The sequence below is a fragment of the Streptomyces sp. NPDC006140 genome (genome assembly GCF_040628815.1).
Classification (GTDB): Bacteria; Actinomycetota; Actinomycetes; order Streptomycetales; family Streptomycetaceae; genus Streptomyces.
In genome coordinates this window covers 98522-125082 of record NZ_JBEXTS010000016.1, presented here as the reverse complement: position 1 = coordinate 125082, position 26561 = coordinate 98522, and the positions used below count along the sequence as shown (strand labels likewise).

The following is a 26561-nucleotide window of genomic DNA, read 5'->3' as shown; positions in this document are numbered from 1 at the left end:
TCGACGAGGGCCGGTACAGGGCGTTCTGAGAGCGCTCTCAGCGTTGCGCGTTGGTACGGACCTGTCAATGAGGTGGGCATGCGGAGGTGGAGGTGCGCCGCCGTGGGCGCACCTCCGGGCGGCACCGTCAGTCCCCGAGTGCCCGGGCGGTCTCCTCGCGCAGCAGGGCGACGTAGTCACGGGTCCAGACCTCGATCGTGCTGCGGTCCCACAGGTCGGCCGAGTACTCGACGAAGCCCCGCAGCTCGTCCCCGGCCGGGACGAGGCCGAAGGTGAGTTCCGTGCGGGACGCGGCGGGGGCGAGGTCCTCCACGGCCGTGGTGAGGCCGGGGAGTTCGACTTCCGCGTCCAGGGAGTTCTGGTAGGCGAAGCCGACGTCCAGCCGGTCCGGCACGTCGGCGCCCGTGTGCTCCCGCAGTGCCGGGGCGATCAGCCGTACCGGCATGGCCTGGTCCATGCACTCCACCGCCGTGCGGGCGACCCGGTCCGTCAGCGCGGTGAAGGAACCGGCGGCTCCGTCCCGTACCGGCAGGGCGAAGCCGGTGATCGTGCAGGCCAGCAGGGATTCGAACGCGCGGCGCTCCCGGTTGGCGTAGGAGATGTTGAACACGACGTCGGCCTGCCCGGACTTCTGCGCGAGCATCCGGCCCAGGGCCGCCGCCGTGACGGCGAACGGCGTCGTGCCCCGCTGCCGCGCGAGGCGTTCGACGGCGGACCGCACGCCGGCCGGCACGGTGAAGGTCACGGCCCCGCCCCGGCCGCTCGGCTTCTCGGGCCTGGGCCGGTCCAGGGGCAGGCCCACAGTGAACGGCAGTCCGTCGAGTGCGCGCAGCCAGAACCGCAGCTTGCGTTCGTCGGCGGCCTCGTCGGCCTGCTCCCGCTGCCATCGCGCGTACGCCACCGGCTGGCACAGTACGGCCGGCAGAGGGGGCGGCTCGCCCCGCCGGGCGGCGCCGTAGAGCGCGGCGAGTTCCTTCAGCAGCAGGCTGACGGACCATCCGTCACAGGCGGAGTGGTGCAGGACGAGGAGCAGGACCCAGGTGGTGTCGCCGGTGCGCAGGAGACGCACGGTCATCGGCGTGCCCCGGGTGGGGTCGATCGGGGTTTCGGCGGCCTCGGTGCTCGCCTCGTCCAGGGCGGCCTGGCGCTCGTGCGCGGGCCGTGAGGTGAGGTCGTCGAGCGGCAGGTGCACCGGGCCGGGCCACAGGACCTGCTGCTCCCATCCGTCTCCGCCGCGGGTCAGGCGGGTGCGCAGTCCCTCGTGCCGCTCGACCAGTCGGGTCAGGGCGGTGCGCAGGGCCGGGACGTCCAGGGTTCCGGTGAGGGTGATGCGCAGGGCGACGTTGAAGACCTGCGGCAGCAGGTGGTCGGCGTGCACCGTGGCGAAGCGCACCTGCTGGGCGGTGGCGGGTGCCCGGTGCTCGACGGTGCCGGGGAGGGCGTCCGGCTCGGGCGCCGTCTCCTCGGCTGCCCGGGCCAGTCGGGCCGTCATGGCCCGCAGGGTCGGCTCCTGGTAGAAGCTCAGCATCGGATAGTCGGTGCCGAACTCCTCCCGGACCAGGTTGACCAGCCGCATCGCGGTGATCGAGTGGCCGCCCAGGTCGAAGAACGAGGCGTCGGCCGTGAGGGCGTCGGGGTCCGTGCCGAACTCGGCCGCCCAGAGCTCCCGTACGCGCCGCTCGACGTCCGCCCGGTGGCCGGCCGCCGGCTCGCCGGTGGTGGTGGGGACCGGCCGGTGGCTCGGTGCGGTCGTGACGAGGTCGGGTGCCGGGAGCGCGGACCGGTCGAGTTTGCCGTTGCCCGTCACGGGCAGGGCGGGCAGGACCCGCCAGGCGCGCGGCACCAGGTATTCCGGCAGGCGGGCCGCCAGTTCCTCGGCCACGAGGTCGGCGAACGCCTGCCGGTCGTCGGCCGCCGCGCCGATCGGATCGGCGGGGACGGCGTAGGCGGCCAGGTAGGCCTCACCCCGGTTGTCGCGGCGGGCCAGGACGGCCGCCGCGCGCACACCGTCCAGGGTGGCCAGGACGCGGGAGACCTCCTCCGGCTCGACCCGGAAGCCCCGGATCTTCACCTGGTCGTCGGCCCGGCCGCAGAACTCCAGTGTGCCGTCGGCCCGCCAGCGGACCAGGTCGCCGGTGCGGTACCTGCGGGCGTCCTGGGCACCGTCCGGGTCCGGCAGGAAGCGCTCCTCGGTCAGCCGGGGGCGGTGCAGATAGCCGAGGGCGACGCCGGGGCCGCCGACGTACAGCTCCCCCACCGCGCCGACGGGCACCGGGCTGCCTGCGGTGTCGAGGACGCTCAGCGTCACGTTGTCGGCCGGCCGCCCGATCGCGATGGACCGGCCGGGCTCCTGGCCCGCCGGGGAGACGGTCTGGGTGGTGCACAGCACGGTGACCTCGGTGGGCCCGTACACGTTCACCGTCTCGTACGGCGCCTCGGGCCGCGGCCGGGTGCGCAGCACGTCGCCGCCGAGCAGCAGGTGGCGCAGCGGCGGCTGCTCGGCCGGGGGAAGACGCAGCAGTTGCTCGCCGAGGGCGGTGGGGAGGATCGAGAAGGTGACGCCCTGCTCGGCGTACCAGCGGGCCAGGGCGAGCGGGTCCCTGCGCCGGTCCTCGTCGGCGATCGTGACCGACGCGCCCGCCGTCAGCGCCGGCCAGATCTCCAGGAGGGAGGCGTCGAAGCTCTGGCTGCACACCACGGCGCCGCGGTCGGCCGGGGTGAAGGCGAAGCGCCGGTGCTGCCACTCGCACAGGTCGACGACGGCGCGGTGCGGCACCACGACGCCCTTGGGAGTGCCGGTACTGCCCGAGGTGTACAGGACGCAGCACGGCGCCTGGCCGCCGGGGGCGGACTCGCCGGCTCGGCCGCCCCGTGCGGTCGCGTCCGGCGGTACGACGGTCACGTGGCCGGGCAGTTTCAGGGCCGCGGCATCCTCGCGCGTCGACACCAGGGTGCGGGCGCCGCACTCGGCGATGATCTGCTCGGCGCGCGCCCGGCCGAGGGACGGGTCGAGCGGGACGTAGGCGCGGCCCGTCCTGAGCACGGCGAGCATGGCGACCACGAGGTCGGCGGAGCGGGGCAGCCACAGCGCCACCGTCCCGTCGGCGCCCGCCGCGTCCCGTTCCCCCAGGGCGGAGGCCAACCGCTCGGCCCGGTCGTCGAGTTCGCGGTAGGTCAGTCGGGTGTCGCCGCTGATCACCGCCGTGCTGTGCGGCTGCGCGGCGGCCCGCCGGGCGACGAGGGCGTGGAGGGTGGTGTCCGCGGGCGGGCGGGACGGGCCGTGCCGCCAGGCTTCCGGCACGGGGTCGCCGTCGGCGGCGGTGTCGGGGGCCGGCGGGGCGAGCCGGGACAGGGGTGTCCCGGGGTCGTCGACCGCTGCCGCGAGCAGGTCCCGGAAGGTGGCGAAGAAGCGGTCGACGGTGTGCCGGTCGAACAGGTCGGTGTTGTACTCCAGATGGCAGCGGACGCCGTGCGGCTGGTCGGTGAAGTAGACGGTGAGGTCCGTCAGGGCCTTGTCCGGGCCCGCGTCCAGCGGGGTGGCCTCGATGCCGGGCAGGTCGAAGCGGAACGGTTCGGCTCGCTGGAACTCGGCGAACGTCTGGAACACGGGTGTCCGGTCGACCGCCCTGGCCGGGGCGAGTTCGCGCACCACCGTCTCGAAGGGCACGCGCGCGTGGTCGTACGCGTCGAGGGCGACCGTGCGCACCCGGTCCAGGAGGGTGCCGAACGCGGGGTCGCCGGACAGGTCGAGGCGGAGCGCGAGGGTGTTCACGAAGAAGCCGAGCAGGTGCTCGGCGCGTTCGGGCCGGTCCGAGATCGGGGTGCCGACGACGAGGTCCGTCTGCCCGGTGACGCGGTGCAGCATCGCCGCGTATCCGGCGAGCAGGGTCATGAACAGGGTGCTGCGGCGGGTGCGGCTCATCTCGCGCAGTCGCCGGGAGAGTTCCGGGTCGAGGGTGTGGAAGACGGCCCGGCCGTTCGACGTCATCGTCGCCGGGCGGGGCCGGTCGGTGGGCAGGGCAAGGACGGGCAGTTCGCCGCCGAGGGCGGTGCGCCAGTACGCCAGGTCCTCCTCGGCCTCCCGGCTGTGCGCCGACGCCGCCAGCTCCCGGGCGTGATCGGCGTAGCTCCAGGTGAGGGCGGGCAGGGCGTGGGGGGTGCCGTCGCGTTCGGCCCGGTAGAGGGCGGACAGGTCGCGGGCGAGGACGGTGGCGGAGGCCGCGTCGACGACGATGTGGTGCAGGGACAGGACGAGGACGTGCTCCGCCTCGGCCGTCCGGACCAGCCGGGTGACGAACAGCGGGCCGTCCGCCAGGTCGAAGCGGCGGCCGCTCTCGGCGGACAGGACGTCCCGCAGCGCGGTGCCGGGAGCGGCGGTGGCGTCCACGACCTCGAAGTCGGGCTCGGCGGACGCCCGGACGACCTGCCGGGGCTCTCCTCCCCTCTCCCGGACGACCGTGCGCAGGCCCTCGTGCCGGGCGACGAGGCCGCGCAGTGCCGCGCGCAGGGCGGGGACGTCGAGGGGGCCGTCGAGGCGGATCGCCTTGATCTCGTTGTAGGCGGTACGTCCCGGCAAGAGGCGTTCCAGGAACCAGACGCGTTCCTGGCCGGGTGACAAGGGGGCGTCGGCGAGGGCCGGCCGGACGGGTGCGGGGCGCGGGGGTGCCGGGGCGGCGGTGGCCCGCCGGTCGTAGTGCCGGCGCAGGGCGTCCAGGCGCGGCAGGCCCGCGCGCAGCCGGTCCGCCGCGACACCGAAGTCCACGAGGGCCACGATCTCGTCGGCTCCGGCCGCGGTCACCGCGTCGACCACCGGGCGGACGCCGTCCGCCGTGCCGATCAGGGCGCGCTGGTCGCAGTAGCGGCCGTAGGCGCGGCGGAACAGGGCCTCCAGGTCGTCCTCGCTCAGGGCGGCCAGGTCGACGCTGTGCCCGAGGCTGCTGGTGACGCCGCTGAACAGGGACAGCGACGCGCGCATGTAGCGGGACAGGGGCTCGTAGGCCTCGGTGCGCGCGGTGTCGTGGTCGTCCGCGAGGAAGGTGTGCAGCAGGACGGCCACCCGGCCGGCGTCCGGGTCCAGTCCGTGCCGGGCCCGGGTGCGGCGGTAGCGGGCGATGTTCTCGCCGAGCTGTTCGACGCTCTGGGTCATCAGGTTGGTGACGACGCCCAGGTCGTGGCGGGCGGCCAGTTCGTACGAGGCGGGGTTGCCGACGACCGCGGTGTACAGGGGCGGGGTGTCCTGCACCGGGCGTGGGAAGAGCCGCAGGTCGGCCTCGCCGTCGCCGGTGGTGCGGCGCAGGGCGGCACCGCGCCACAACGTCCGTACGTCTTCCAGCTGTTCGTACATCAGCTCCTTGTGCCGGCCGAAACGGTCGGGGAAGAAGGCGAAGTCCTTGGAGTTCCAGCCGGCGGCGACGCCGATGCCGACGCGGCCGCCCGAGAGGTTGTCTACCATCGACCACTCCTCGGCGACCCGGATCGGATCGTGGAGCGGCAGGACGACGGAGCCGGCGTTGAGGCGGATGCGCTCGGTCTCCCGGGACAGTGCGGCGGCCAGAACCGCCGGGTTGGGGAAGAGCCCGCCGAAGGAGTGGAAGTGACGCTCGGGCATCCAGAGCGCGTGAAAGCCGTGCCGGTCGGCGAAACGGGCGGTCTCGAGGAGGAGTTCGTACTGACCGTGGGGCGGGGAGGACGCGTCCTGGGGGTAGTCGCCGAAGAAGTAGACGCTGAAGTCGGGGGTGCGGGGGGAGGCTTGTTGCGTGGGGGCGGTGCGGGGTGCGGGGTCCTTTGCGGGGGCGGTGTTGGGCGCGGCGTCGTTCGCCGGGGCGGGGCGGGGTGCGGTGATCGTCGCGGCGGCGTTCCAGGGCATGGCGGCCACGGAAGCGACTGTTTCGGGAGCCGCTTGCGGCTGCGGCTGCTGCGGCTTCGGCTTCGGTTCCGGCTCCAACTTCGGGTCCGGCTTTGGTGGCGGGGCCTTCGGCGTCACCAACGGTCCGCCCGGGAAGAAGCCCGCCGACCGCAGCTCGCGCAGCGAGTCCCGTACGGCGTCCGCCACGAACTCGATGTCGCCGTCGGAGTGGGCGGTGGACAGGAAGAAGTTGCGCCACTCCCAGACGTGCACACCGCGCAGCATCAGGTGGTGGTAGAGGAGCTCCATGTCGGCGCGGTGCTCGAAGCGGAACTGGGAGCCGAAGTGGCTCATCCGCAGCGGGTACTCCTCGGCCTCGAAGAAGCCGTTGAGCGTCGCCGCCAGTTCGGCCGTGCGCGCGTTGAGCCGCTCCTGGAGACCGGGGCTGTGCTCCTTGAGGTGGGCGAGGACGGCACGGGCCGCGACCATCGACACCGGGTGCTGGATGTACGTGCCGCCGAAGAAGGTGGTGTCGGCGGGCGGGTAGCTGTCGTCGCCGTAGGACCAGTGGCCGCCGTCGACGCCGTCCATGATGTCGGCGCGGCCCGCGATGGCGCCGATGGGGAAGCCGCCGCCGAGGAGCTTGCCGTAGGTCGCGAGGTCGGGTGTGACGCCGTACAGCTCCTGCAGGAGGAGCCGAGGCCGTCCACCGCGCGGATCGCGATCATCGCCATCAGCAGCGGGGCTGTGCCCAGCAGCATCCGGGCTGTCCAGCGTGCGGCCCCCGAGGCTTTGGCGGAGCCGTCGTCCGCGGGGTCCCCGGCCGCCCGGGTGCGGACGGGGAGGAGGAACAGCACGGTCGCGGAGACCAGGAACGTCGCGGCGTCCAGGGCGAACGCGGCGGAGTAGCCGAGCTGCGCGACCACCAGGCCCGCCGAGGCGAAACCGGCGATCATGGCGAGCGAACGTCCGGTCACCAGCAGCCCGTTGGCCCGGACCCGGTGCTCCGCTCCGACGATCTCGGGGATGCTGCTGCGCAGGGCGACCTGGGAGAGCGTCGAGCAGCCGCCCGTGACCACGGCCAGGACGTACAGCAGCCCGGGGCGCACGCCGTCGGGCGCGAGCAGCAGCGTCAGCAGTGCCGTGGCCTGGCACAGGTCGGCGCCGACCATCAGCCGCTTGCGGTCGTACGCCGAGACGAGCCGCCCGCTCACCCAGCCGGAGACGACACTGGTCCCGAGCCGTACGGCCATGAAGAGGCCGGCGGCGAGCGCGCTGCCGGTGGCGTCGTAGACGAAGACGTTCAGCGCCACCATGTTCAGGTAACTGCCGTACGCCGAGATGCCGTTGCCCAGGACGAGCAGACGGAAGTACCTCATGCACCTTCCCCTGGTCTGCATGAGGGGCGCGCGTTCCCCCCGATACGCCGCCGGCCGGCAGCCATTGGTCCGTCACCCAAGCAGAACCGGACAGACGTCTTCAAGACTCGGAAGTGGTCCAGACGACTTCCGGTCTTGTTTTGGCGCTTTCGAAGCGACGGGCAACCCGTCGCGGGCGCGCTTACGACGTCAGTCGGTCGAGGGCCGTCAGGACCGGTGCCACGCCGTCCTCCTCGGCCAGGCGGCGGGCGAGGTCCTGGGCGCGGCCGCGGTGGCCGGGGTCGCTCACGGCCCTGCGCAGGGCGGGGGCGAGGGCGTCGGCGGTGAGGCGGCGCAGGGGGACGGCGCAGGGCGCGGTGCCCAGGGCGATCAGGCGGGCCGCCCAGAAGCCGGCGTCGAACTGCACGGGCACCGGAACGCTGGGGACTCCGGCGCGCAGGACGGCGGCGGTGGTGCCGGCTCCGGCGTGGTGGACCACGGCGGCCATCCGGGGGAACAGCAGCGCGTGCGGCACGTCGCCGACCGTGATCACCTCGTCGGTGCGGGCGGCCAGCCCCGCCCAGCCCTGCTGGACGACCCCGCGCAGTCCCGCGGTTCGCAGGGCGCGCACGATCTCGCCGCTGAGCCGCCGCGGATCGGGCACGGTGGCACTGCCCAGCCCGACGAAGACCGGGGCGGGCCCGGCGGCGAGGAACTCCTCCACGTCCCGGGGCAGTTCGCGGGTGTCGTGCGGCCACCAGTAGCCGGCGATCTCCAGCCCGGGACGCCAGTCGCGGGGCCGGGGCACCACCTGCTCGCTGAAGCCGTGCAGCACCGGCCACAGGGCCCGCTCATGGGCCCGGCGGCTCGCGACGGGGCCGCCGCGCAGCGTCATGCCGTGCCGGGTGCGGAGCCTGCGCAGGGCCCGGGTGAAGACGCGGTCGACGGCGGTGGTGACGGCCAGTCCGCCCAGGCGGTTGCCGACGCTGCCGAGGGAGCGTCCACCGAGCATGGGGGCGCCGAACTCCCGCGTCGGGTGCTGGGGTTGCAGGAACAGGCCCAGGCTGGGCAGCCGCAGCCCCTCGGCGATGGCGGCGCCGAGCGGGGCCACGGCGCCGGCGGCCAGGACGACATCGGCGCCGCGGGCCGCCTGGACCAGGGCGTCGGTCATCTCCTCGGCGGCGGACCGGGCCATCGACGCCGCGCGCAGGAGTTTGCCGAGCCCGGTGGTGCTGGCGTGCAGGCTGCGGCCGCGGTCGGAGTGCGACACGGCGAGCGGATCGACCGGGGTGGGGTGGAACCGCACGCCGGAACCGGCGGTCAGCGGCTCGAACAGGCCGTGGGTGGCGAGCGTGACCTCGTGTCCGCTCCGCACCAGCCCCGCGCCCAGCCCCGTGTACGGCGCGACGTCGCCGCGCGACCCCGCCGTCATGATCACCACCCGCATGCGTCCCAGTGTGGACCGCCCGGGCGGGCGACACGCGGCGTACGGCGGCAGGTGGACGAAAATCGCCGGTGCAGGTGAGGACCGGCCGGAACTGCTTACGACGGGTCGAACACCGGGCCCGCGTCGAGTGCTTCGACAAGCTCTGCGGCGGCTCGGCGCACCCGGAGGGAGGCGTCCTCGGTGAGGGCGGTCAGCCGGACGCGCGCCGCCTCGCTGCCGGGCGGCAGCGTACCGGTGGCCTCCACCCAGCGGGTGAGCCCGAGGACGGCCTGGTAGCGGACCCCCTCGTACGGGTCGTCCAGGCTCCGCAGGAAGCGCCGTACGTCGCGCCGGGCCCGCTCGTCGGCCGGGTCGTCCCCGTCGAGCAGGGACAGCGCGGCGGCCCGGACCTCACCGGACCCACTGCCGTCCGCGAGGTGCCGTACGGCGGGGAGTGCCTGGGCGAGGCCGGAGAGCGCGTTGCGGGTGCGCCAGGTGTGGCGCGCGTCGGTTTCCAGATGAGCGGCCAGGGCCCAGGCCACGGGGTGGCGCTCCCAGAGGCGGAGCCCGTTCTCGACGCGTGCTTCGAGTCCGTCGAGCGCGCCCGCGCGCAGGTCGTCGTCGGGGTCGTCGAGGAGGGGCAGCAGGAGCCACACGGCGTCCCAACGGCCTTGCGCTCCGATGGCCGTGGCGGAGGCGGCCCGGGTGCCGGCGGGCAGTGTCTCGTCGGCCAGGGCCGTGCGCAGGTGTGCGGCGGCCGTGTCCGTGTCCAGGGCGCCCAGGGCCTGCGCGGCCGACGGTCCGGCGACGGGGTCGGGCAGCCAGCGCACCGCCGGTTCGGCGATGTGCTCGTCGCCCCGTTCTGCCAGGCCGCGCAGCAGCCTCGCCGCGACCTCGGGGTCCCGCTCGGTGCGCAGGGCTTCGGCCAGCTTGTCCTGTACCTGCCGTTGTTCCACGCGGAACAACCGCCGGGCGACCGCGATCCTGACCGCGGGAGAGGGATCGCGCAGGCCGGTGAGCAGCGAGTCGAGGAGTTGCTCGGTGTGGCTCTCCGGCAGCCAGTCCAGGGCTCGCGCCCGGGCGGTGCCCGTACCGTTGCGGGCGGTGCGGATCACCTCCTCCCGCACGGCCGCGTCTCCGGCGCACTGGTAGATCAGGGTCCGGGCCCGCCCCCAGACAGCCGGGTCGGGGTCGCCGAGGAGTCGGGCCAGGGCGGCGGCATCCCCCGGCGCGCCCAGGGCGATCAGTCCCTCCAGGGCGTTGATCCGCACAGTCCGGTCAGGGTCGGCCAGTTGACGCGCGAAAGCCCGCAGGAACGCGGGTCCCTCGAGTCCCAGCCGGGTCACGGCGACCGAGGCCCTGCACCGTACGCCCGGATCCCCGTCGCTCATCAGCAGGGGCAGCACCGCGCGGCCCGCCTCCGGGTCCCCGAGGCGGGCCAGGGCCAGGGCGGCGGCCGCGCGTACCGAGGGCACGGGGTCGCCGGCCGCCTCCGCGGCCACGGGGGCGTACTCGGACCGGCCGGTCCGCCCCAGCCCCTTCAGCGCCGCCGCCCGCCGCTCCGGCTCCGGCGCCGCCGACTCCCGCAGGAAGAAAGCGATCTGATGGTCCGCCCCCATGGCCACCTCCACGAAGGAAGACCCACGAGCGACGCGAAGGTTGCTCCCACGCTCCCCGAGGCTGGCCGCCGGGGCGTCAGCCGGTGGGGGCCGGGGGGCCGGAGGGCCGGGGCGTCAGCCGGCGGGCGGCCCGGGGGCGCGGTCAGCCGACGGGCGACACCCGGGGGCGACGTCAGCCGGCGGGCGCCGAAGGGCCGAGGGCATCAACCGGCGGGCGCCGAGGAGCGTCAGCCGGCGAGGGCCGGAGGGCCGGGGCGTCAGCCGAGGGGCGGCGTCACCCGGGGGCCGAGGGCGTCAGCCGGCGACCGACGGGCCGAGGCGCCGGGGCGTCAGCCGTGGGCGCCGGAGGGCCGAGGGCATCAGCCGGCAGACGTCGAAGGGCCGAGGGAGTTAGCCGGTGGGTGCCGGCGGGCGCGTGTCCGGGTCGGTTTCCGGCGCTCCGGCCGTTCGGGGCGGTGGCGGGGCGTCGGCAAACGATCGATGCGTGGCCAGCGCGCGGTCACGGGATTCCGCTTGTCGGTGACCCCTGCGTCACATCCGGTGCGTGAGTGACTCCCCGAGGGGTCAGGGGGTGCCTTGGCCGGCCTGCTGTGCGCGGGGTGCCGGGAGGGTGATGCCCGCCTGCTCCGCCTGGAGTTCGGAGCGGACGAGTTCCAGGAGGCGGCCGGTCCAGTTCCGGCCGCGGCCTCCCCGGTTGCCCCAGTGCTCGGAGTCCGAGTCGTCGTAGACGAGTGTCGCGTCGGCCGTGTCCAGGAGGACCCGGGCGAGCGCCGGGTGCTGGGTGAACTTGGCCCTCAGCAGGGAGGTCATGACCGCCGTCCGGGCCTGTTCCCACCCCTCGCGCCGGGGAGCGCCGGCCGCCGCGCCGCGGGCGGCGAACGCCGTGTCCGCGTCCCGGACGGCGGCCCGGGCGCCGGGATCGGCGGTGGACAGGGCCCAGTACGCGTGCGTGACCGTGGGGTAGGTGTCGCCGTCGATCAGCAGGGGCGCGGGGAACTCGTTGCGCAGGGCCTTCGTGCCCGGGTCGTCCGAGGGCTTGAGGGGGTAGCTCTCGTAGAGGTGGATCGCCGGAGCCATGGGGGTGGCGGGGCCGTCGGACGGGACGCGGGAGGGGCGTTCGCTGCTCCACTTCGCCCGGTCCTCGAAGTAGGCGACCGCCTCGTCGTACTCCTCCTGCGTGACCGGTTCGTCGGGCAGGGCCTCCAGATGTCCGCCGGGGCCGGCCACCAGGACCTGCAGCGGCCCGTCCTTGCGGTCCATGTCGCCGAGGGCGTAGTGGCGTTGGGTCTCCGGGATGGCGTGGTAGGCGGCGCGGGCCGCGGCCCGGTTCTCCTCCGTCCGGTCGGCCAGGAACACGTCGACGGCGGCCAGGCAGCGGTCCGTGGAATCCGGGCGTCCGTTGAGCTGGTCGATGGTGTCGCGGATCTCGGCCAGCAGCAGTTCGGGGGTGAGCCAGGTGTACGGCTCGCTGAACTTCCACGCGGCCAGGTTGTGCGCGGAGACCCTGGCGCCGTCGGGGAGCCGGGTGGCGACCCAGCCGCTCCGCAGCTTCTCCTCGAACTCCTCGAGGGTGACCAGGCCCCAGCAGTCGATCAGCCCGTCCGCGTAGACGAACAGGTCGGTGAGGAAGTAGTCGCCGTTGCGGATGAAGGCGGGGCGCCAGGTTCCGGGGACGCGTCTGCCGTCCGCCGTGCGGTAGGTGATTCGATTGCCGATCATTCCGGCATTCTGCCGTAATCGCTGGTCAGCGCAACGGGTTTACCGTCGTCGCGGATCGCCGCGGATCGCTGCGGATCGCCGTGAATCGCCGTGGGAACGCCCGGAGCCGGGCCTTCCGCCGTGGCGCGGCGGAGGACCCGGCTCCGGGTCGGGACAGTGGCTCAGGACGACTGGGCGCTCTGGTACAGGTTCTGCGCGTCGGCGCCGAAGTACGGGCCGTACATGGCGTTCGGCAGGAAGTTGTACTTGAAGCTGTTCACCGAGGACTGAAGGCCCGTCCCGGTGGCCTCGTTGAACTGCGTGAACCACGGGCCTCCGCTGGAGCCGCCGGTCATGTTGCAGGTCAGACCGTGGTCGCTGGACAGCAGGAAGTCCCGGTAGGTGGTGCCGCTGCAGTAGATGAACTTCGAGCCGTCGTACGGTGCCGCGGCCGGGAAGCCGAAGGCGTACATGGCCTTGTTGTAGCCGGTGTTGAAGGCGAGTCCCTGGCCGCCGACGACGTCGGTCAGCTTCTTTCCGTCGAGCGGGGCGACGACGGCCGCGCCGATGTCGTAGTTGATGTCCTCACTGGCCGTCCACTGGGGTGTGGACAGGGTCTTGGACGCCGTCCAGGTGCCGTACGGGGCCTGGCCGTCGTGGTAGCCGGGCACGAACACCCAGTTGGTGTGCCAGGCCCCCTCCATCTTCACGCAGTGCCCCGCGGTGAGCACGGTGCTCTTGTTGGCGCTGGTGACGGCGTTGCCGGAGCAGGAGGCGGTGCGCCCCTGGTAGGTGAAGAACACCCGGCCGGCGGTCTTGACCACCGCTCCCCCGCCGGACCAGGGTCCGCCGCTGTGGGGAATGGCCAGGGGGCCCACGCCGGAGGCGGAGGCGGTGGGGGCGATGACGGTCGTCCTGCCCTTGCGGGGTGCCGCCGCCCGCACGTCGGAGCGGTCGACGGACAGGACGTCGAGCGGGGTGGCCTCGCGCATCCGCTGCGGGGTCCAGAAGGCGCGGGCGCGCTCCTGCGCCGAGGGTGCCGTCGTTCCCGGTTCGGGCGCGGCGCTCGCGGGTGCGGCGGTGACGCCGGTCGCCAGCAGTGCGGCGACGCCGGCGAGTACGCCGAGGAGGGTGCGGCGAACGGGCTCGCCGCGTCCGGACGGGCGGAGGCTACGGGGTCTGCCTATCACGCGGTCTCCTTCTGCTGTGGGGGCCGGGCGGAGGGTCCGTCCGCCCGGTCAGGCAGGGGTGTCGCTGCGGACAGCCAGAGGGCAGCGTGCCACCAGGAGACCGATATGGACAGGTGCATGTCACGACGATGGCCGAAACGTCACATGCTCTCCGCGTGGGGCACACGCGGGCAGGGGCACGCCCGGTCAGGGACATACGCGGGCACGAGAGAACCCGGCCTCCACGGTGGAGGCCGGGTCCGGGACGGAGAGGGGTGTGGGTCAGAGGGCGGGGCCGGGGCCGGTGCCGCCCGGCTGGATGCGTCCGCGCCAGGCGCCGGACTCGGCTCCGCGCTCCTCGATGTACTGCTTGAAGCGCTTCATGTCGCCCTTGATCCGCCGGTCGATCGTGCCGATCATGTCCGCGGCCTTCTCCACCGCTCCGCTGGGCTCGACGTCCATCACGAGCTCCACCCGGGTGTGGGTGTCATCCACGCGCTCGAAGCGGACGGAGCCCCTCTGGTTGGTGTCACCGCTGGTCGTGCGCCACGTGACCCGCTCGTCGGGCAGCTGGTCGACGATCTCCGTGTCGAACTCGCGGCGTACTCCGCCGATCTTGGTGGTCCAGTGGTTGTGGCGGTCGTCGAGCTGCCTGACCTCCTCGACGCCTTCCATGAAGTTCGGGAACTCCTCGAACTGCGTCCACTGGTTGTAGGCGGTGTGCAGAGGGACGTCGACTTCCACGGTTTCCTTGACGGTGCTCATCTGTATGCCTCCGTTTTCCCTGATCGACTGCAGGAGGCCCATCGGCCCACACACAGGTCCGGGCCCGACACGACGAGTACCCGGCATGCCGCGGTTGCCACATGCGATCCGATCAGTGCCTCGCCGGGCGCCGGGGCGGAACCGGCACCACCGCACCGGCCGTGGCACCCGTCAGGCGGCCGGGGCCGTGGTTCTCGCCGTTTCCGAGCGGAAGCCGTGGCCGAGTTCGGGGGTCAGGCCGTGGTAGTGGCGGAAGTTGTAGATGAGCGGGCTCCACCGCGCGGGGTCGATGTGGTGTGTGCCGGGTACGACGATGTGTTCGGCGGCGTGGACGCGCAGGACGTCGCACTCGACGGTGAAGAAGACGCCGGCGCCGCCGGGGGTCAGCTTGCGGGCCCGGGCCTCCAGCTGCAGGGCGCACTCGGCGACGCGCGGTGGCCGCACGAGATCGGCGGCGGCCGGAGTGAGCCCGGCCGCGCCGAACTTGTCCCGCTCGTGGCGGTACACCGCCCGTTTGGCCTCCGGGACCGGACTCGCGCCGGTGAGCGGCGCCAGGCGTTCCACGTGCTCCCACAGCTCCGGCGAGGCGACGTTGATCACGAGTTCGGGGCGCTGCGCGAGGTTGCGCGCGGTCTGGCTCTCGCTGCCCATGCCCAGGACGATGTGCTGCCCCAGGGCCCACGCGGAGGAGATCGGGGCGAGATTGCAGGTGCCGTCGGCGTTCTCGGTGGTCAGCAGGACCACGGGGGTTCCGAAGTAGAGGATGCTCGGCTGAACCACCAGGTGGGTGTCGTTCGTCATGCCTCAGGACGCTACGGGCGGGACGTTTCGCCGGTCGTCGAAGTGTCACCCGGCGACAATGGGGCGGTGACCAGCCCTGACGTCCACGCCGAAGAACCGGACCTCGCCGCGCTGGGTGCGCTGCTGGCCGACCGTACGCGCGCCGGGATCTGTCTCGCCCTGCTCGACGGCCGTTCCTGGACGGCCTCGGAGGTGGCCGCCCTCGCCGGCGTCGCCCCGTCCACGGCCACGAGCCACCTCAACCGGCTGGTGGACGGCGGACTGCTGGTGCAGGAGCGCAGGGGGCGGCACCGCTATGTGCGCCTGGCGGACCCCGGCATCGCGGAGATGATCGAGGCGCTCGCGGCCAGGGCGCCGCGCCGGCTCGTCCCGGTCCGTTCGCTCACCGCCGCCCGCCGCCACCGCGCCGTGGGCTTCGCCCGCGTCTGCTACGACCACCTCGGCGGCTCCCTGGCCGTGGCGATCACCGACGGCATGACCGCGCGCGGGCTGTTGTCCTGGGAGTCCGGCCCGGCGCTCACCGCGTCCGGCGGTGCCTGGTTGACGAGCCTCGGCGTCGCGGGCGAGGGAGCGGGGGAAGCGCGCCGGCCGCACGTGCGGACCTGTCTGGACTGGACGGAGGGGCGCCTGCATCTGGCGGGCGCGGTGGCCGCCGCCGTGTTCCACCGGGCGCTGGAGGCGTCCTGGCTGGTGCACGGCGATGGTTCACGCGTCGTCCGGTTGACGGACCGGGGGCGGGACGCCTTCCGGCATCACCTGGGTCTGGCGGACGAGGTGCTCACGGCCGGCTGAGCACCTCCTCGGCCCGGGGTGTCCGCCCGTCTCAGTACCGGTGCTGCTGTTGCTGCGGCTGTCCGTACGCCGGGCCGCCCTGGCCGCTCGCGCCCTGCGCCTGGAGCTGCTCGGCCTGCTCCTTGGTCAGCTTCTGTTCCGCGCCGCAGAAGGTGCACTGCGTCTGGTATTTCGTCGAGATCGGGAACAGCGGCACGAAGAACAGCGTGAACTTCGTGACGCGCTTCCTCAGGGTGTGCGCGGCGGGGTTGCCGCACTGGCCGCACACCAGCGTCAGTATCGCCAGCTGGTACAGGTAGCCCTTGGTGCCAAAGATGATCACGTGTCGGTCCTTCCCGGGTCGGATCTTTCTCCAGTGTCCTGTATCGCGGCGCCCGGTGCGCGCGCCCCTCGTTCGTGTGGAGCGCCCGGCGGGGCGTGGTCCAGTCGGGTGACAGCGGGCCGGCCGCGTTCCGGCGCGCCGATACGGTGCCGCGGTGACCTCGATCTCACCCGAAACACAGTCCGTGCACACCGACGACCTGGGCTCCCTGGTCGTGCTGTCCTGGCGGGGCACGACCCCCGACGGGGACGTTCCCTACCTCCTGGCCTGTTCCCTCGGAGACGGCGCGAACGGCCGGGAGGCGACGTCGGCGGCCCTCGAAGAGGTGCTGACCGGCGCCGGGCTCCCCCCGGGCGAGGGCCTCGTCCACGCGGTCCAGCGGCCGAGCCTGCCGGTCAGCCTGCTCGTCGTGCCCGGGTCGGCCGTCCTCACCGTGCGGCACCTCAAGTCCCAGTTCGTCCCGCCGGAGACCTGGCTGAAGGCCGTGGCCGAACTCGGGTACGCCTACCTCATCTTCGCCACCCGCCCGTGGCCGGAGGGTGCCGAGCCCGGCGACGTCGAGACGCTGGCCGCCTTCACCTCCGACGAGGACGTGCTCACGTCGGCGGCCCATGTGGTCCTGCCCGCGCGCAATCTGCGCGGCTGAACGCCGCACGGCCCGGGCCACGTCGTCGTGGCCCGGGCCGTGCCGTGCCGGTGCTCAGCCGGACAGGGCCGCCAGCACCACGGACTTGGCCTCCTCCTGCACCCGGCGGAGGTGGTCGGGGCCGCGGAACGACTCGGCGTAGATCTTGTAGACGTCCTCGGTGCCCGAGGGGCGGGCCGCGAACCAGGCGCTGTCCGTGGTCACCTTGATGCCGCCGATCGGCGCGCCGTTCCCGGGGGCCTCGGTGAGCACCGCGGTGACCGCGTCCCCGGCGAGGGTGTCCGCGCTGACCTGCGCCGGGGAGAGCCGGGCGAGCAGGGCCTTCTCCTCGCGGGACGCCGGGGCGTCGATCCGGGCGTAGGCCGGCTCGCCGAAGCGGGCGGTCAGCGTGGCGTAGTGCTCCGAGGGGGTCCGGCCGGTGACGGCCGTGATCTCGGAGGCGAGCAGCGCCAGGATGATGCCGTCCTTGTCGGTGGTCCACACGGAGCCGTCCCGGCGCAGGAAGGACGCCCCGGCCGACTCCTCGCCGCCGAAGCCGATGGTGCCGCCGACCAGCCCGTCGACGAACCACTTGAACCCGACGGGCACCTCCACCAGCTCCCGGCCCAGGTCGGCGGCGACCCGGTCGATCATGGCGGAGGACACCAGGGTCTTGCCGACGCCGGTGCCGGCCGGCCAGCGGTCGCGGTGGGCGTACAGGTAGGAGATGGCGACGGCGAGGTAGTGGTTGGGGTTCATCAGACCGGCGTCCGGGGTGACGATGCCGTGCCGGTCGGCGTCGGCGTCGTTGCCGGTGGCGATCCGGAAGCGGTCGCGCTGCTCGATGAGCGAGGCCATCGCGTACGGCGACGAGCAGTCCATGCGGATCTTGCCGTCCCAGTCCAGCGTCATGAACCGCCAGGTGGGGTCGGTGTGCGGGTTGACCACGGTGAGGTCGATGCCGTGCTGTTCGGCGATGCGGCCCCAGTAGGCGACGGAGGCGCCGCCCAGCGGGTCGGCCCCGATGCGCACCCCGGCCTCGCGGATCGCGTCCAGGTCGAGCACGGCGGGCAGGTCGGCGACGTAGGTGCCCAGGAAGTCGTAGCGGCCTGTGGTGGCCGCGGCGAGGGCCCGGGCGTACGGGATGCGCCGGACGTCCTTGAGGCCGCCCCGGATGATCTCGTTGGCGCGGTCCTGGATCCAGGAGGTCGCGTCGGAGGCGGCGGGGCCGCCGCTGGGCGGGTTGTACTTGAACCCGCCGTCGCCGGGCGGGTTGTGGGAGGGGGTCACCACGACGCCGTCCGCGAGGCCGGTGGTGCGGCCGCGGTTGTGGGCGAGGATGGCGTGCGAGACGGCCGGGGTCGGGGTGTAGCCGTCCGCCTGGTCGATCAGCACCGTCACGTCGTTGGCGGCGAACACCTCCAGCGCGGTGACCCGCGCGGGCTCCGACAGGGCGTGCGTGTCGGCGCCCAGGAAGAGGGGGCCGTCGGTGCCCTGGCCGGCCCGGTACTCGCAGATGGCCTGGCTGGTCGCGGCGATGTGGTCGTCGTTGAACGCGCTCGCCAGTGACGAGCCGCGGTGTCCGGAGGTCCCGAACGCCACGCGCTGCCCCGGGTCGTCCGGGTCGGGGTGGAGCGCGTAGTACGCGGTGACCAGCCGGGCGACGTCGACGAGATCTCCGGGTCCGGCCGGACTGCCCGCTCGCTCGTGCTGCATGGGCCCGCTCCTCCGCATGGGTTGATCCTTCGTGTGCGGTCTCATCCTTCCTCGTCACGGCCGTGACGCGCGAGGGGGGCGCCGCCTCGGCGGCCGGATGTGCGCGCCGGGCCGCCGGGGCGGCGGTGAGACGCGAGAGGGCGGCGCTACGGACCACCGTGGATGCGGTGATGCGCCGCGCCGCCTGCTCTCCTCGTGGCGGGCTCGCCGGGCGTGCCGGTCGTGGTCAGATCCGCCCGCCGGTGATCCGGGTGAGCGGGCCGTGCGTGCCGCGTTCCGCGCGGCGCCCCACGGCGTACGACGCGGCGCTCAGGGCGGTGAGGCCGGCTCCGACGCCGGCGGCGACGAGCTTGCGCTGGGCGATGACCGTCCAGGCGGTCTTCGCCGTGGACGCGACCTGGCCCGACGCGGCGACGACGGCCTGGCGGCCCGCCTCGACGCCGCGGGCGGCGGTCTGCGCGGCCGCCTTCGCCGTCTCGGCCGAGCGTTCGACGCCGGACGTGGCCGCTGACGCCGCGTCATCGGTCTTGTCCGCCGCGCGCTTCGCGGCCTGGGAGGCCGGCGCGGTCGCCTTGTCCGCCGTGCGGCGGGCCTTGGACTGCGTCGCACGGATGGTGGTCGGCTTCTGATTCGCGCGCTTGTTCTCTTCAGTCATGGAACACCGACTTGCCCCTGACTTCGGCGGCAAACACGTTCGGTCGCGCGCCGACCGGGCGGGCGGGTGCCTGAGCAGGTCGTCGCGGGGGTAGGCGAGCTACAGCAAGGACGACGTCAGGACACGAAGGAAGGTACGTCATGGCCGGAATGCTGGATCGCATCAAGCAGTTCGCACGGAGTCCGCAGGGGCGGCGTGCGGTGGAGCAGGCACGCCGGGCGGCGGCCGACCCTCGCAAGCGGGCCCAGGCCCAGCGTCTGCTCGGCAAGCTCCGCGGCCGCCGCTGACGGGACCGCACCGCCCGCCTCAGGGCTTGCCCCGGTCCCCAACTCCTCGGTTCCGTGCGTGTGTTCATGACCGGCCTGGGCACTTGGGTCGCATCACACACCTCTGAGAGGAGCTGGTCCGATGGGCAGGGCAGGCAACGGCAGGAAGGTCTGTGCTTTAGGGATCGCCGGTGTCCTGGCGGGAACGGTGCTGGTCGGCTGCGGCGACGAGGACGGCACGGGTGACGCCGCGCCGGGTTCCTCGACGCGGGGCGGCGCCCAGGAGGAGGGCACGCGGGCGGTGCGGTCGGCCTACGACAGGACGGCCGAGGAGGACACCGCCCGGGTGAAGCTGCGGGTGCAGACCTCGGCGCAGGGCGCGTCGATGACCGCGAACGGGCAGGGCGCCGTGGACCTGGACGACGGCGACAGCGTCATGACGGTCACAGCGGAGGGGCAGCGGATCGAACAGCGCGTGGTCGACCAGGTGCTGTACCAGAAGCTGCCGAAGGGGCAGGCGCCGGGCGGCAAGCCGTGGATCAGGATCGACCTGGGGAAGGTCGCCGCACAGCAGGGCTCCGGAGAGCAGCCGGTGGGCGACCCCGCCCGGTCCGCCGCGTTCGCCAAGGCGATCACCGACAAGGACGTGACCGAGAAGGGCACGGACACGGTCGACGGGGTCGAGACCACGCGCTACCGCGTCTCCGTCGACGTCGCCGACCTCCCCGGCGGCGACGCCCTGCGCCGCCAGGTCGGTCCGACGCTGCCGATGGACGTGTGGCTCGACGAGCAGGGCCGGATGCGCCGGCAGCAGTTCGACATGACCCTCAGCGCTCCCGCCGCGGCGACGCAGCGGTCCTCCACCGACGCCTCGTCCTCGCCGCAGAAGGTCACGGTGCGCACCCTCATGGAGTTCACCGACTTCGGCACCGACGTGGAGGCGGAGGCGCCGCCGGCCGGGCAGGTCACCGACATGACCGGCAAGGCCCTGGAGCAGGGCGAGCGGGGCAAGGGGCAGAGCTGACCCGGGCTCATTCCGCGCGCCCGCCGCGCAGCCGCCGTACGAGGTCGTCCGCGGCCTGCGGCCAGGCGGGACGGCCGAAGGTGAAGCCCGCGTCGAGGAGGCGGCCGGGGACGACACGGCGGCTCTTCAGCAGCAGTTCGGTGTCCGAGCGCAGGACGAAGGCACCCGCCTCGGCCATCCAGCGCGTGGCGGGCAGCCCCACCGGAACGCCCCACGCGGCGCGCAGCGCGCGCATGAAGGCGCGCTGCGGGAGGGGCTCGGGCGCGGCCAGGTTGACCGGGCCGTCGATGTCGTCCCGGGCGACGAGGAACTCGATCGCCCGGACGAAGTCCTGGTCGTGGATCCAGGAGACGTACTGGGCGCCGCCCGCCACCGGGCCGCCGAGGCCGAGCCGGGCCAGCCGCAGCAGGACGTCGAAGACGCCGCCCCGGTCCGGGCTCATCACCATGGCGGTGCGCAGCGCCACCTTCCGGGTGTGCGGGGTGTGGGCCGACTCCTGCGCGCGCTCCCAGGCCTTGGCGATCTCGACGCTGTAGGCCCAGTAGCCGGGGACGTCCGGCTCGGTTCCGCCGATCACGCCGGTGGCCTCGTCGTGGGGCGCGTCGAAGCGGTGGGCGTAGACGGTCGCGGTGCTCATCTGCAGCCAGATCCGGGGCGGCCGGGCGGCCGCGGCGATCGCCTCGCCCACGACCCGGGCGGAGTCGACCCGCGAGTCCATCATCTCCCGCAGGTTGGCCGGGGTGTAACGGCAGTTCACGCTCCGGCCGGCCAGGTTGACGACGACGTCGCTGCCGTCGATCTCCTCCGTCCAGGGGCCCTGCGTCACACCGTCCCAGTGCACTTCGCCCCGGCGTGCCGGGTGCCGACTGAGCACCACGACGTCATGCCCCGCCGCGCTCAGCGCGCGCTTCAGCACGGTGCCGACCTGACCGGTCCCGCCCGGTATCACGATCTTCATGGAGGTCTCCCCCTCGACGTGTGAGGGTGACCCTAGCTCATATTTGAACGCGTTCAAAACGTTGTGAGGTCCCAGGCCCTTAGCCGGCGCCGACGTGCCGTCGGGCAAGATGGGGCCATGAGCGTAGTCAAGATCAATGTGCTGACCGTGCCCGCCGAGCAGCGCGAGACGCTGGAGAAGCGGTTCGCGTCCCGCGCACACACCGTGGAGAGCTCCGACGGGTTCGAGTGGTTCGAGCTCCTGCGCCCGGTGGAGGGCACCGACACCTACCTCGTCTACACCCGGTGGCGGGACGAGGAGTCGTTCCAGGCGTGGATGGAAGGGCCGATGAAGGCCGCGCACCAGGGCGGCGGCGAGGGCGGCGAGCGGCCCAGGCCCGCGGCGAGCGACTCGACCCTCTGGTCCTTCGAGGTGGTGCAGCAGGCCGGGCCGAAGGGCGCGTAGCCCACGGCCACCGAGGACGAGGCCCCCCTGGCCGGAACGGCAGGGGGGCCTTGGCGACGACGGTGGGTGCGGGGCGCTCAGGTACGCCAGGAGCGCGTGCTCAGGTACGCCAAGAGCGGGCGCTCAGGTACGCCAGGAACGCGAGGGCGCGGCGGTGCGGCTCACGGCCGCCGCCAGTTTGCGCAGCCGGCGCCAGTCCAGGCGCGGTGGCGCCTCGGGTACCCCGGGCCGGTCGCGGGGCACCCGGACGCGCAGGGCCCGGCGCGTGATGCGGCAGTGGACGGGGGCGGGCAGGGTGAGCGCCTCGCCGTCGAGGCCGACCTCCAGGTGCGGTGTGTCGGCGTGCACGACGACGTGCTGGGCGGTGAGCACGGTGAGCCCCTCCGGCCGCGGGGACAGGAGGAGTTCGGCCGCTTCCACGGCGCTGTCCACACGGACGGCGAGCACGCCGAGCCGCCCGGAGTTGAGCCGCTCGCGCCGGCCGAAGCCGAACGGGTCGTCCATGCGGTAGGGGTTGTTGCTCACCAGGACGGCCTGCGGGTCGGCGATGGTCGTGCCGTCGGCGCTCGCGGTCAGACGCGGGCCGCTCTGCCGGGTGAGCAGCTCGGGCAGCCGCTCCAGCGCCGCGCCCACCTTGTCCTCGCGGTAGCCGGGGCTCTGGACGACCGCCCCGTAGACACCGAACGACGCGTTGTTCACGAACGGGCGGTCGTCGGCGAAGCCGAGGTCGACCCGGAGTTCGACACCGTCGGTGAGGGCGTCGAGGCACCGGGACGGATCGTCCCGGTCCAGGCCCAGGTCCATGGCGAAGTGGTTGCGCGTGCCGGCCGCGATGACGAGGAACGGCAGCCCGTGTTCCGCCGCGACGGCGGCGACCAGGGCCTGGGTGCCGTCGCCGCCCGCGACGCCCAGGAGGTCGGCTCCGTCGGCCACGGCGGCCCGGGCGAGGGCGGTGACGTCCTGGCGCTGCTCCGGGTCGAGCAGCACGACCCGGGCACCCAGCGCCTCGGCCTTCTCCTTCAGGCCGAACTTCTCGACCTTGCCGCCGCCGGAGCGCGGGTTGAGCAGGAGGAACGGGCGCTGCGGCGGTGGCGTGCGGTACTCCTTCACCCGGACCGGCCGCAGGCCGGTGCTGCGCAGGGCGTAGCGGCCGCTCCAGACCGCCGCGCACCACAGCAGCAGGGACAGGAAGACCACCCAGAGAAGATTCGCGGTCGCGAAGAGCGTGATGAGGCCGACGGGCGCGGCGACGGCCAGCACGGCCGCCGCCATACGGGCCGGTCCGCGCCGGGACAGGACCCACCAGAGCGCGGCCGCGGTCAGGGCCAGTCCCGCCAGGCCGGCCACGAGCAGCAGCAGCCCTGACAGACCGCCGGCCACGAGGGGCAGCAACGCGGCCGAAGCGGCTGCGGCCAGGGCTCCCCTGGCGGCCCATCTCTGCCGGTGGTGATACCACTCGCTCATCGCCGATCCCATGTCGTCCCTCCGCTCGGAGGCCGGCGCGGGCGGACCCTGGCAGACCGCGCCCGGCCGTGCCCATGGTGCCCGCCGACGGACCGGCTCCACCACCGCCGTTCCTGAGGCTCCCCGGCCGGCGAGCACGTCAGACGTGAAGATCTCCCGGGGCGGAGCCACCGGTAGCGTACGCGGCCCGCGAGCGCGGGTTCCGCGCGCCGGGGCGCGCCGGCCCCCGCGCCCGGCCCACCGGACCGGCCGTCGGGGCGGCGGGCGGGTAGGCTCCGTTGCTGATCACCGGCCGACACGATCAACAGGGGGGCTCCGTGCGGGCCATGGCTACCGTGACGACGACCGCGATGTGCCTGCTGGCGGGCGCGGTCCTGGCCGGGTGCGGTGCCGGCGGCGCCGGGGAGGACAGGTCCGCCGGCGACATCCTCGACGAGGCCAACGCGACGATGCGGAAGCTGGACTCCGTCACCGTCGACATCACCAACCGCACGCGCCAGGGCGCGGTCACCAGCCGCCTGGTGACCGACCTCGACAGCCGGTGCAGGTCCAGGACCGCCTGGGCCGGGGGCGGCGTCCTGGAGCAGATCCGGCTGGGAACGACCGACTACGTCCGCCCGGACCGGGCCTACCTGCGGAAGTGGAAGAACAACCCGGGCCTCACCGGCGAGCAGAAGCTGTGGGTGAAGACACCGGTGGACCCGGCGAGCACCGGTGACGGACTCACCTCCTGCGAGCGGCCCTTCGACTCGTTCGGCACGGCGCGCAAGGGCGGATCCGCCCGCGTCGGGGGCACGAAGGCCGTCGAGCTGATCGTGACCGACAAGGCGGACAAGGAAGGGACGTACACCTTCTACGTGGCCGACGAGGGAAAGCCGTATCTCCTGAAGACGGTGTACAAGTCCGGTGCGCAGCGGACCACCACCTCGTTCAGCGGCTTCGACGAGCCCCTCGACATCCGGCCGCCGAAGCCGGCCGAGGTGCTGAGCCCGGGCGGCTGACGGCCCTTTCGCCGACAGCGCTTTCCGTCGCCGTTCCGGCGGCAATCGGTCGAGTGGGGCGAATCGCCTCACCAGGGGTTGACGGGGCGGGACGGGCTCGGCCTACTGGTAGACGCAGCCGGCCGTGTCGGGGGTCAGGTCCGGTGTGGTGGCCCTGGGATCCGGATCCCTTCCGTACTCCCCCGCCGAGACGCAGGTCAGGGGTCTGATGGTGCGGCGACGATGGGCAGCGGCGATGGGCCTGGTGGCCTGCCTGCTGATGCTGCATCTCGTCGTCCCGGCGTTCACGCACAGCGGGAGTGCGGCGGAGGGCGCGGTCACGGCGGCCGCGGCGTGGGACGCCGAGGCCGAAGCGGCCGGTGAGCCCTGTCCCTGCGAGGAGGAGCCGTCGGACCGGCAGCCGGCGGCACGCGCCCCCAGGGCGGCCGGAGCGGCCGGGGCGGGCGCCGTGGTGACCGGGGCGCCCGCGGTGGACCGGGGCGGTACGGACCTCCGCGCGGCGGGAACGGCCAGGCGTCCGGGGGCGGTCGGGGCCGCCCGGAACGCCGTGGAGCTGCAGACGTTCCGCTGCTGAGCGGCGGCGGTACCGACCAGGGCCTGCGCCGTGCGGCCCGAGTACTGCCTGGTGCCGGTACGCGGTGGTGTGCAGGCCTTCGTGTGTCCCATGCCGATGACACAGGAGGCAGTCTTGCCCGGAAAGCGCGTTCTCGTTCTGAGGCCGGAGGAACTGAGCCCGAACGACCAGAAGATGTGGCGGGAGATACGGACCGAGTCCGGGGCCCCGGCGAACCCTTTTCTCGACCCGGCGTTCACCGTGGCGGTGGGGCGGGTCAGGCCGGGAGCCAGGGTCGCGGTGCTGCAGGACGACGGCTCACCGGTCGGGTTCTTCCCGTACGAGTCGGGGCCGTTGGGGCAGGGCCGGGCCATCGGGCTCGGGGTGTCGGACAGTCAGGGGGCCGTGTTACGCCCCGGGATCCGGCTCGACGCCCGCGGGCTGCTGCGGTCCTGCGCGTTGTCGTGCTGGGAGTTCGACAACCTGGAAGCCGGACAGGGGCTGTTCGTGCCGCACGCGGCCGAGGAACTCGCCTCGCCGGTGGTCGACCTCGCCGAGGGGTTCGAGCGGTACGCGCAGGGGCTGCGGGCGAAGTCGCCGGGGTTCCTCAGACAGACCCTGGCCAAGGAGCGCAGGCTGGCCCGGCAGGTCGGCGAGGTGCGGTTCGTGTACGACGCCGACGACCCCGCCGCGCTGCGGGCGCTGATGGACTGGAAGTCGGCGCAGTACCGGCGGACCGGCCGGCGGGACCGGTTCGCGCAGGAGTGGATCACCCGGCTGGTGGGCCTGCTCGGCCGGAGCGAGGAGCCGGAGTGCCGCGGGGTGCTGTCCGTGCTGTACGCCGCGGACCGGCCCGTGGCCGCGCACTTCGGTCTGCGCTCGCGCACGGTGCTGTCCTGGTGGTTCCCGGCCTACGACCGCGCGTACGCGAAGTACTCCCCCGGGCTCGTGCTGCAGCTGAGGATGCTGGAGGCCGCGGCGGCCGACGGGGTCGAGACGGTCGACCTGGGGAGCGGCCCGGCCCGCTACAAGGAGTCGCTGAAGACGCGTGATCTGCGGGTGTACGAGGGGTCGGTGATCCGGCCGGTGCCGGGCGGGGCCGCCCACTGGCTGGGCCGGGAGCCCGCCCGGGCGGCCCGCCGTTTCGTCCGCAACCGGCCCCGGCTGGCCGGTGCGGCCGCCCGGGCGCTGGCGGAGGCGGGGCGGCTGCGCGAACAGCCGCGCGCCCGCGTCGGCCACCGGCGCGGTCCGCAGGACCCCTGACCGCGGTCCCCGCCCGGGGCGCCCGGCTCGGGGAGAGCCGGGCGCGCAGGGGTCAGCTCGTGGCGGTCCAGCTGTGGGCTACGTCCACGATGACGCGGTCGTCGAGTTGCAGCACCCGGAAGGGCAGCCGGGCGCGGACGCCGAGGCCGATCTGGGTCTCCCCCTCGAAGCTGCCGGCGAAGCGCGTGTCACGGAAGGTGCGGTAGCCGGTGAGGTCCACGCCCGGCAGCGGGAGCGCCACCCGGCCGGGATAGGTGGGTGAGCCGGTCTCCGGGTCGTAGGCGGGCGCGGCCACCCGCACCGCGAGGACGGCGCCGCCGGCCACGGGTATGTAGCGGCCGGACCCGTCCTGGTAGAGCCGGTCGACGTACTGGACGGTGTAGCCGACGCCGCTGCCCGCGCCGGGCACGTCGACGACCATCCGGTCGAAGCAGGCGTGGCGGCCGGTCCTGACGTTCGTCATCGGCGCGACCGTGGCGCTGGTGCCGGTCTTGGCGAGGCTTCCCCAGCCGGTCGGGCACGTCGTGGTCTGCGTGGTGGCCTGCCGGGCGGCGGCCGGTGCGGCACCCGCCGGGATCGCCGCCACGCCCACCGTGGCGCCCACGAGTGCGAGAGTCGCGCATGCTGTTCTGATTCGTACCATTGCCGCCCCCGAGGCTTGCGTGGTTGTGATACCGGGTGAGACGACCGGCCTGACCCGAAGGTTGCACGCGCGTGAACGGAAGACTGCACCCACCGCGCCGGAGCGGCGACCATGGCACATCCTGGTGGGGAGCGATCGGTGTCCGGTGCGTCCG

The 26561-nt window shown here is 73.8% G+C and carries 21 protein-coding genes and 1 pseudogene; 8 read left to right on the top strand and 14 right to left on the bottom strand.

What is annotated here, in order from left to right:
- Positions 1 to 127: 127 nt before the first annotated feature.
- The 8 genes and pseudogenes from ABZ386_RS33605 to ABZ386_RS33570 form a co-directional block, all read right to left on the bottom strand.
- Positions 128 to 6526, bottom strand: a complete 6399-nt coding sequence (locus tag ABZ386_RS33605; RefSeq protein ID WP_358967396.1) for a MupA/Atu3671 family FMN-dependent luciferase-like monooxygenase — start codon at positions 6524 to 6526, stop codon at positions 128 to 130.
- 8 nt (positions 6527 to 6534) lie between these two features.
- Positions 6535 to 7224 (bottom strand): annotated as a pseudogene (locus ABZ386_RS33600) (MFS transporter); the annotation flags it as partial.
- 181 nt (positions 7225 to 7405) lie between these two features.
- A complete protein-coding gene (locus ABZ386_RS33595; protein WP_358967332.1) occupies positions 7406 to 8650 on the bottom strand; it encodes a glycosyltransferase in 1245 nt (414 codons plus the stop codon).
- Between the two features lie 95 nt (positions 8651 to 8745).
- A complete protein-coding gene (locus ABZ386_RS33590; RefSeq protein WP_358967330.1) occupies positions 8746 to 10248 on the bottom strand; it encodes a HEAT repeat domain-containing protein in 1503 nt (500 codons plus the stop codon).
- A gap of 564 nt (positions 10249 to 10812) precedes the next feature.
- The gene (locus ABZ386_RS33585; protein ID WP_356505772.1) at positions 10813 to 11967 is read right to left on the bottom strand and encodes an NADAR family protein; all 1155 of its coding nucleotides are present in this window, start codon (positions 11965 to 11967) and stop codon (positions 10813 to 10815) included.
- Between the two features lie 161 nt (positions 11968 to 12128).
- Positions 12129 to 13136: a peptidase gene (locus ABZ386_RS33580; protein ID WP_358967327.1), complete on the bottom strand. Its 1008-nt coding sequence runs from the start codon at positions 13134 to 13136 to the stop codon at positions 12129 to 12131.
- A 261-nt stretch (positions 13137 to 13397) separates the two neighbouring features.
- A complete protein-coding gene (locus ABZ386_RS33575; RefSeq protein ID WP_114249946.1) occupies positions 13398 to 13880 on the bottom strand; it encodes an SRPBCC family protein in 483 nt (160 codons plus the stop codon).
- Between the two features lie 171 nt (positions 13881 to 14051).
- Complete coding sequence (locus tag ABZ386_RS33570) at positions 14052 to 14681, bottom strand: flavin reductase family protein (protein ID WP_351345808.1); 630 nt, start codon at positions 14679 to 14681, stop codon at positions 14052 to 14054.
- A 66-nt stretch (positions 14682 to 14747) separates the two neighbouring features.
- Between ABZ386_RS33570 and ABZ386_RS33565 the strand changes: the two genes are divergently transcribed.
- Positions 14748 to 15473 (top strand): winged helix-turn-helix domain-containing protein, encoded by a 726-nt coding sequence (locus tag ABZ386_RS33565; RefSeq protein WP_358967324.1) that lies wholly within the window; start codon positions 14748 to 14750, stop codon positions 15471 to 15473.
- Positions 15474 to 15504: 31 nt separating this feature from the next.
- On the opposite strand, the gene ABZ386_RS33560 is transcribed toward ABZ386_RS33565, so the two are convergent.
- On the bottom strand, positions 15505 to 15795 hold the full coding sequence (locus ABZ386_RS33560; RefSeq protein ID WP_114249948.1) for a zinc-ribbon domain-containing protein: 291 nt from the start codon (positions 15793 to 15795) through the stop codon (positions 15505 to 15507).
- A 154-nt stretch (positions 15796 to 15949) separates the two neighbouring features.
- On the opposite strand from ABZ386_RS33560, the gene ABZ386_RS33555 reads away from it, so the two are divergent.
- Entirely contained in the window at positions 15950 to 16441 is a 492-nt protein-coding gene (locus ABZ386_RS33555) for a DUF5949 family protein (protein ID WP_351345801.1), read from the top strand.
- 54 nt (positions 16442 to 16495) lie between these two features.
- Here the strand turns inward: ABZ386_RS33555 and pgm are convergent, their stop codons facing one another.
- Complete coding sequence (gene pgm / locus ABZ386_RS33550) at positions 16496 to 18136, bottom strand: phosphoglucomutase (alpha-D-glucose-1,6-bisphosphate-dependent) (protein ID WP_351345798.1); 1641 nt, start codon at positions 18134 to 18136, stop codon at positions 16496 to 16498.
- 226 nt (positions 18137 to 18362) lie between these two features.
- The gene (locus tag ABZ386_RS33545) at positions 18363 to 18791 is read right to left on the bottom strand and encodes a hypothetical protein (protein ID WP_351345795.1); all 429 of its coding nucleotides are present in this window, start codon (positions 18789 to 18791) and stop codon (positions 18363 to 18365) included.
- 140 nt (positions 18792 to 18931) lie between these two features.
- Between ABZ386_RS33545 and ABZ386_RS33540 the strand changes: the two genes are divergently transcribed.
- Both ABZ386_RS33540 and ABZ386_RS33535 read left to right on the top strand, forming a co-directional pair.
- Positions 18932 to 19078, top strand: coding sequence for a hypothetical protein (locus tag ABZ386_RS33540; RefSeq protein ID WP_198678043.1), 147 nt, complete (start codon positions 18932 to 18934; stop codon positions 19076 to 19078).
- A 121-nt stretch (positions 19079 to 19199) separates the two neighbouring features.
- The gene (locus ABZ386_RS33535) at positions 19200 to 20081 is read left to right on the top strand and encodes a hypothetical protein (RefSeq protein ID WP_351345792.1); all 882 of its coding nucleotides are present in this window, start codon (positions 19200 to 19202) and stop codon (positions 20079 to 20081) included.
- 7 nt (positions 20082 to 20088) lie between these two features.
- Here the strand turns inward: ABZ386_RS33535 and ABZ386_RS33530 are convergent, their stop codons facing one another.
- Positions 20089 to 21039 (bottom strand): TIGR01777 family oxidoreductase, encoded by a 951-nt coding sequence (locus ABZ386_RS33530; protein WP_351345789.1) that lies wholly within the window; start codon positions 21037 to 21039, stop codon positions 20089 to 20091.
- Between the two features lie 117 nt (positions 21040 to 21156).
- Between ABZ386_RS33530 and ABZ386_RS33525 the strand changes: the two genes are divergently transcribed.
- Positions 21157 to 21483 (top strand): antibiotic biosynthesis monooxygenase, encoded by a 327-nt coding sequence (locus ABZ386_RS33525; protein ID WP_351345786.1) that lies wholly within the window; start codon positions 21157 to 21159, stop codon positions 21481 to 21483.
- A gap of 123 nt (positions 21484 to 21606) precedes the next feature.
- On the opposite strand, the gene ABZ386_RS33520 is transcribed toward ABZ386_RS33525, so the two are convergent.
- Complete coding sequence (locus tag ABZ386_RS33520) at positions 21607 to 22959, bottom strand: diacylglycerol kinase family protein (RefSeq protein ID WP_351345783.1); 1353 nt, start codon at positions 22957 to 22959, stop codon at positions 21607 to 21609.
- Between the two features lie 314 nt (positions 22960 to 23273).
- Here ABZ386_RS33520 and ABZ386_RS33515 point away from each other — a divergent pair, with 314 nt between their 5' ends.
- From ABZ386_RS33515 to ABZ386_RS33505, 3 genes are all read left to right on the top strand, one after another.
- A complete protein-coding gene (locus tag ABZ386_RS33515) occupies positions 23274 to 23948 on the top strand; it encodes a hypothetical protein (RefSeq protein WP_351345780.1) in 675 nt (224 codons plus the stop codon).
- Positions 23949 to 24156: 208 nt separating this feature from the next.
- The gene (locus ABZ386_RS33510; protein WP_356505767.1) at positions 24157 to 24522 is read left to right on the top strand and encodes a hypothetical protein; all 366 of its coding nucleotides are present in this window, start codon (positions 24157 to 24159) and stop codon (positions 24520 to 24522) included.
- Between the two features lie 96 nt (positions 24523 to 24618).
- Complete coding sequence (locus ABZ386_RS33505; protein ID WP_351345774.1) at positions 24619 to 25764, top strand: GNAT family N-acetyltransferase; 1146 nt, start codon at positions 24619 to 24621, stop codon at positions 25762 to 25764.
- A gap of 52 nt (positions 25765 to 25816) precedes the next feature.
- On the opposite strand, the gene ABZ386_RS33500 is transcribed toward ABZ386_RS33505, so the two are convergent.
- Positions 25817 to 26407, bottom strand: coding sequence for a hypothetical protein (locus ABZ386_RS33500; protein WP_355726649.1), 591 nt, complete (start codon positions 26405 to 26407; stop codon positions 25817 to 25819).
- Positions 26408 to 26561: the final 154 nt, after the last annotated feature.

Excerpts from the sequence above, each read along its gene's own strand:
- ABZ386_RS33540 (WP_198678043.1), top strand. The coding sequence starts at position 18,932 with ATGGCCGGAATGCTGGATCGCATCAAGCAGTTCGCACGGAGTCCGCAG.
- ABZ386_RS33535 (WP_351345792.1), top strand. The coding sequence starts at position 19,200 with ATGGGCAGGGCAGGCAACGGCAGGAAGGTCTGTGCTTTAGGGATCGCC.
- ABZ386_RS33530 (WP_351345789.1), bottom strand. The coding sequence starts at position 21,039 with ATGAAGATCGTGATACCGGGCGGGACCGGTCAGGTCGGCACCGTGCTG.
- ABZ386_RS33510 (WP_356505767.1), top strand. The coding sequence starts at position 24,157 with ATGGTGCGGCGACGATGGGCAGCGGCGATGGGCCTGGTGGCCTGCCTG.
- ABZ386_RS33590 (WP_358967330.1), bottom strand. The coding sequence starts at position 10,248 with ATGGGGGCGGACCATCAGATCGCTTTCTTCCTGCGGGAGTCGGCGGCG.
- ABZ386_RS33525 (WP_351345786.1), top strand. The coding sequence starts at position 21,157 with ATGAGCGTAGTCAAGATCAATGTGCTGACCGTGCCCGCCGAGCAGCGC.
- ABZ386_RS33575 (WP_114249946.1), bottom strand. The coding sequence starts at position 13,880 with ATGAGCACCGTCAAGGAAACCGTGGAAGTCGACGTCCCTCTGCACACC.
- ABZ386_RS33500 (WP_355726649.1), bottom strand. The coding sequence starts at position 26,407 with ATGGTACGAATCAGAACAGCATGCGCGACTCTCGCACTCGTGGGCGCC.
- ABZ386_RS33520 (WP_351345783.1), bottom strand. The coding sequence starts at position 22,959 with ATGGGATCGGCGATGAGCGAGTGGTATCACCACCGGCAGAGATGGGCC.
- ABZ386_RS33570 (WP_351345808.1), bottom strand. The coding sequence starts at position 14,681 with ATGACGAACGACACCCACCTGGTGGTTCAGCCGAGCATCCTCTACTTC.
- ABZ386_RS33505 (WP_351345774.1), top strand. The coding sequence starts at position 24,619 with ATGACACAGGAGGCAGTCTTGCCCGGAAAGCGCGTTCTCGTTCTGAGG.
- pgm (WP_351345798.1), bottom strand. The coding sequence starts at position 18,136 with ATGCAGCACGAGCGAGCGGGCAGTCCGGCCGGACCCGGAGATCTCGTC.
- ABZ386_RS33595 (WP_358967332.1), bottom strand. The coding sequence starts at position 8,650 with ATGCGGGTGGTGATCATGACGGCGGGGTCGCGCGGCGACGTCGCGCCG.
- ABZ386_RS33515 (WP_351345780.1), top strand. The coding sequence starts at position 23,274 with ATGGCTACCGTGACGACGACCGCGATGTGCCTGCTGGCGGGCGCGGTC.
- ABZ386_RS33585 (WP_356505772.1), bottom strand. The coding sequence starts at position 11,967 with ATGATCGGCAATCGAATCACCTACCGCACGGCGGACGGCAGACGCGTC.
- ABZ386_RS33545 (WP_351345795.1), bottom strand. The coding sequence starts at position 18,791 with ATGACTGAAGAGAACAAGCGCGCGAATCAGAAGCCGACCACCATCCGT.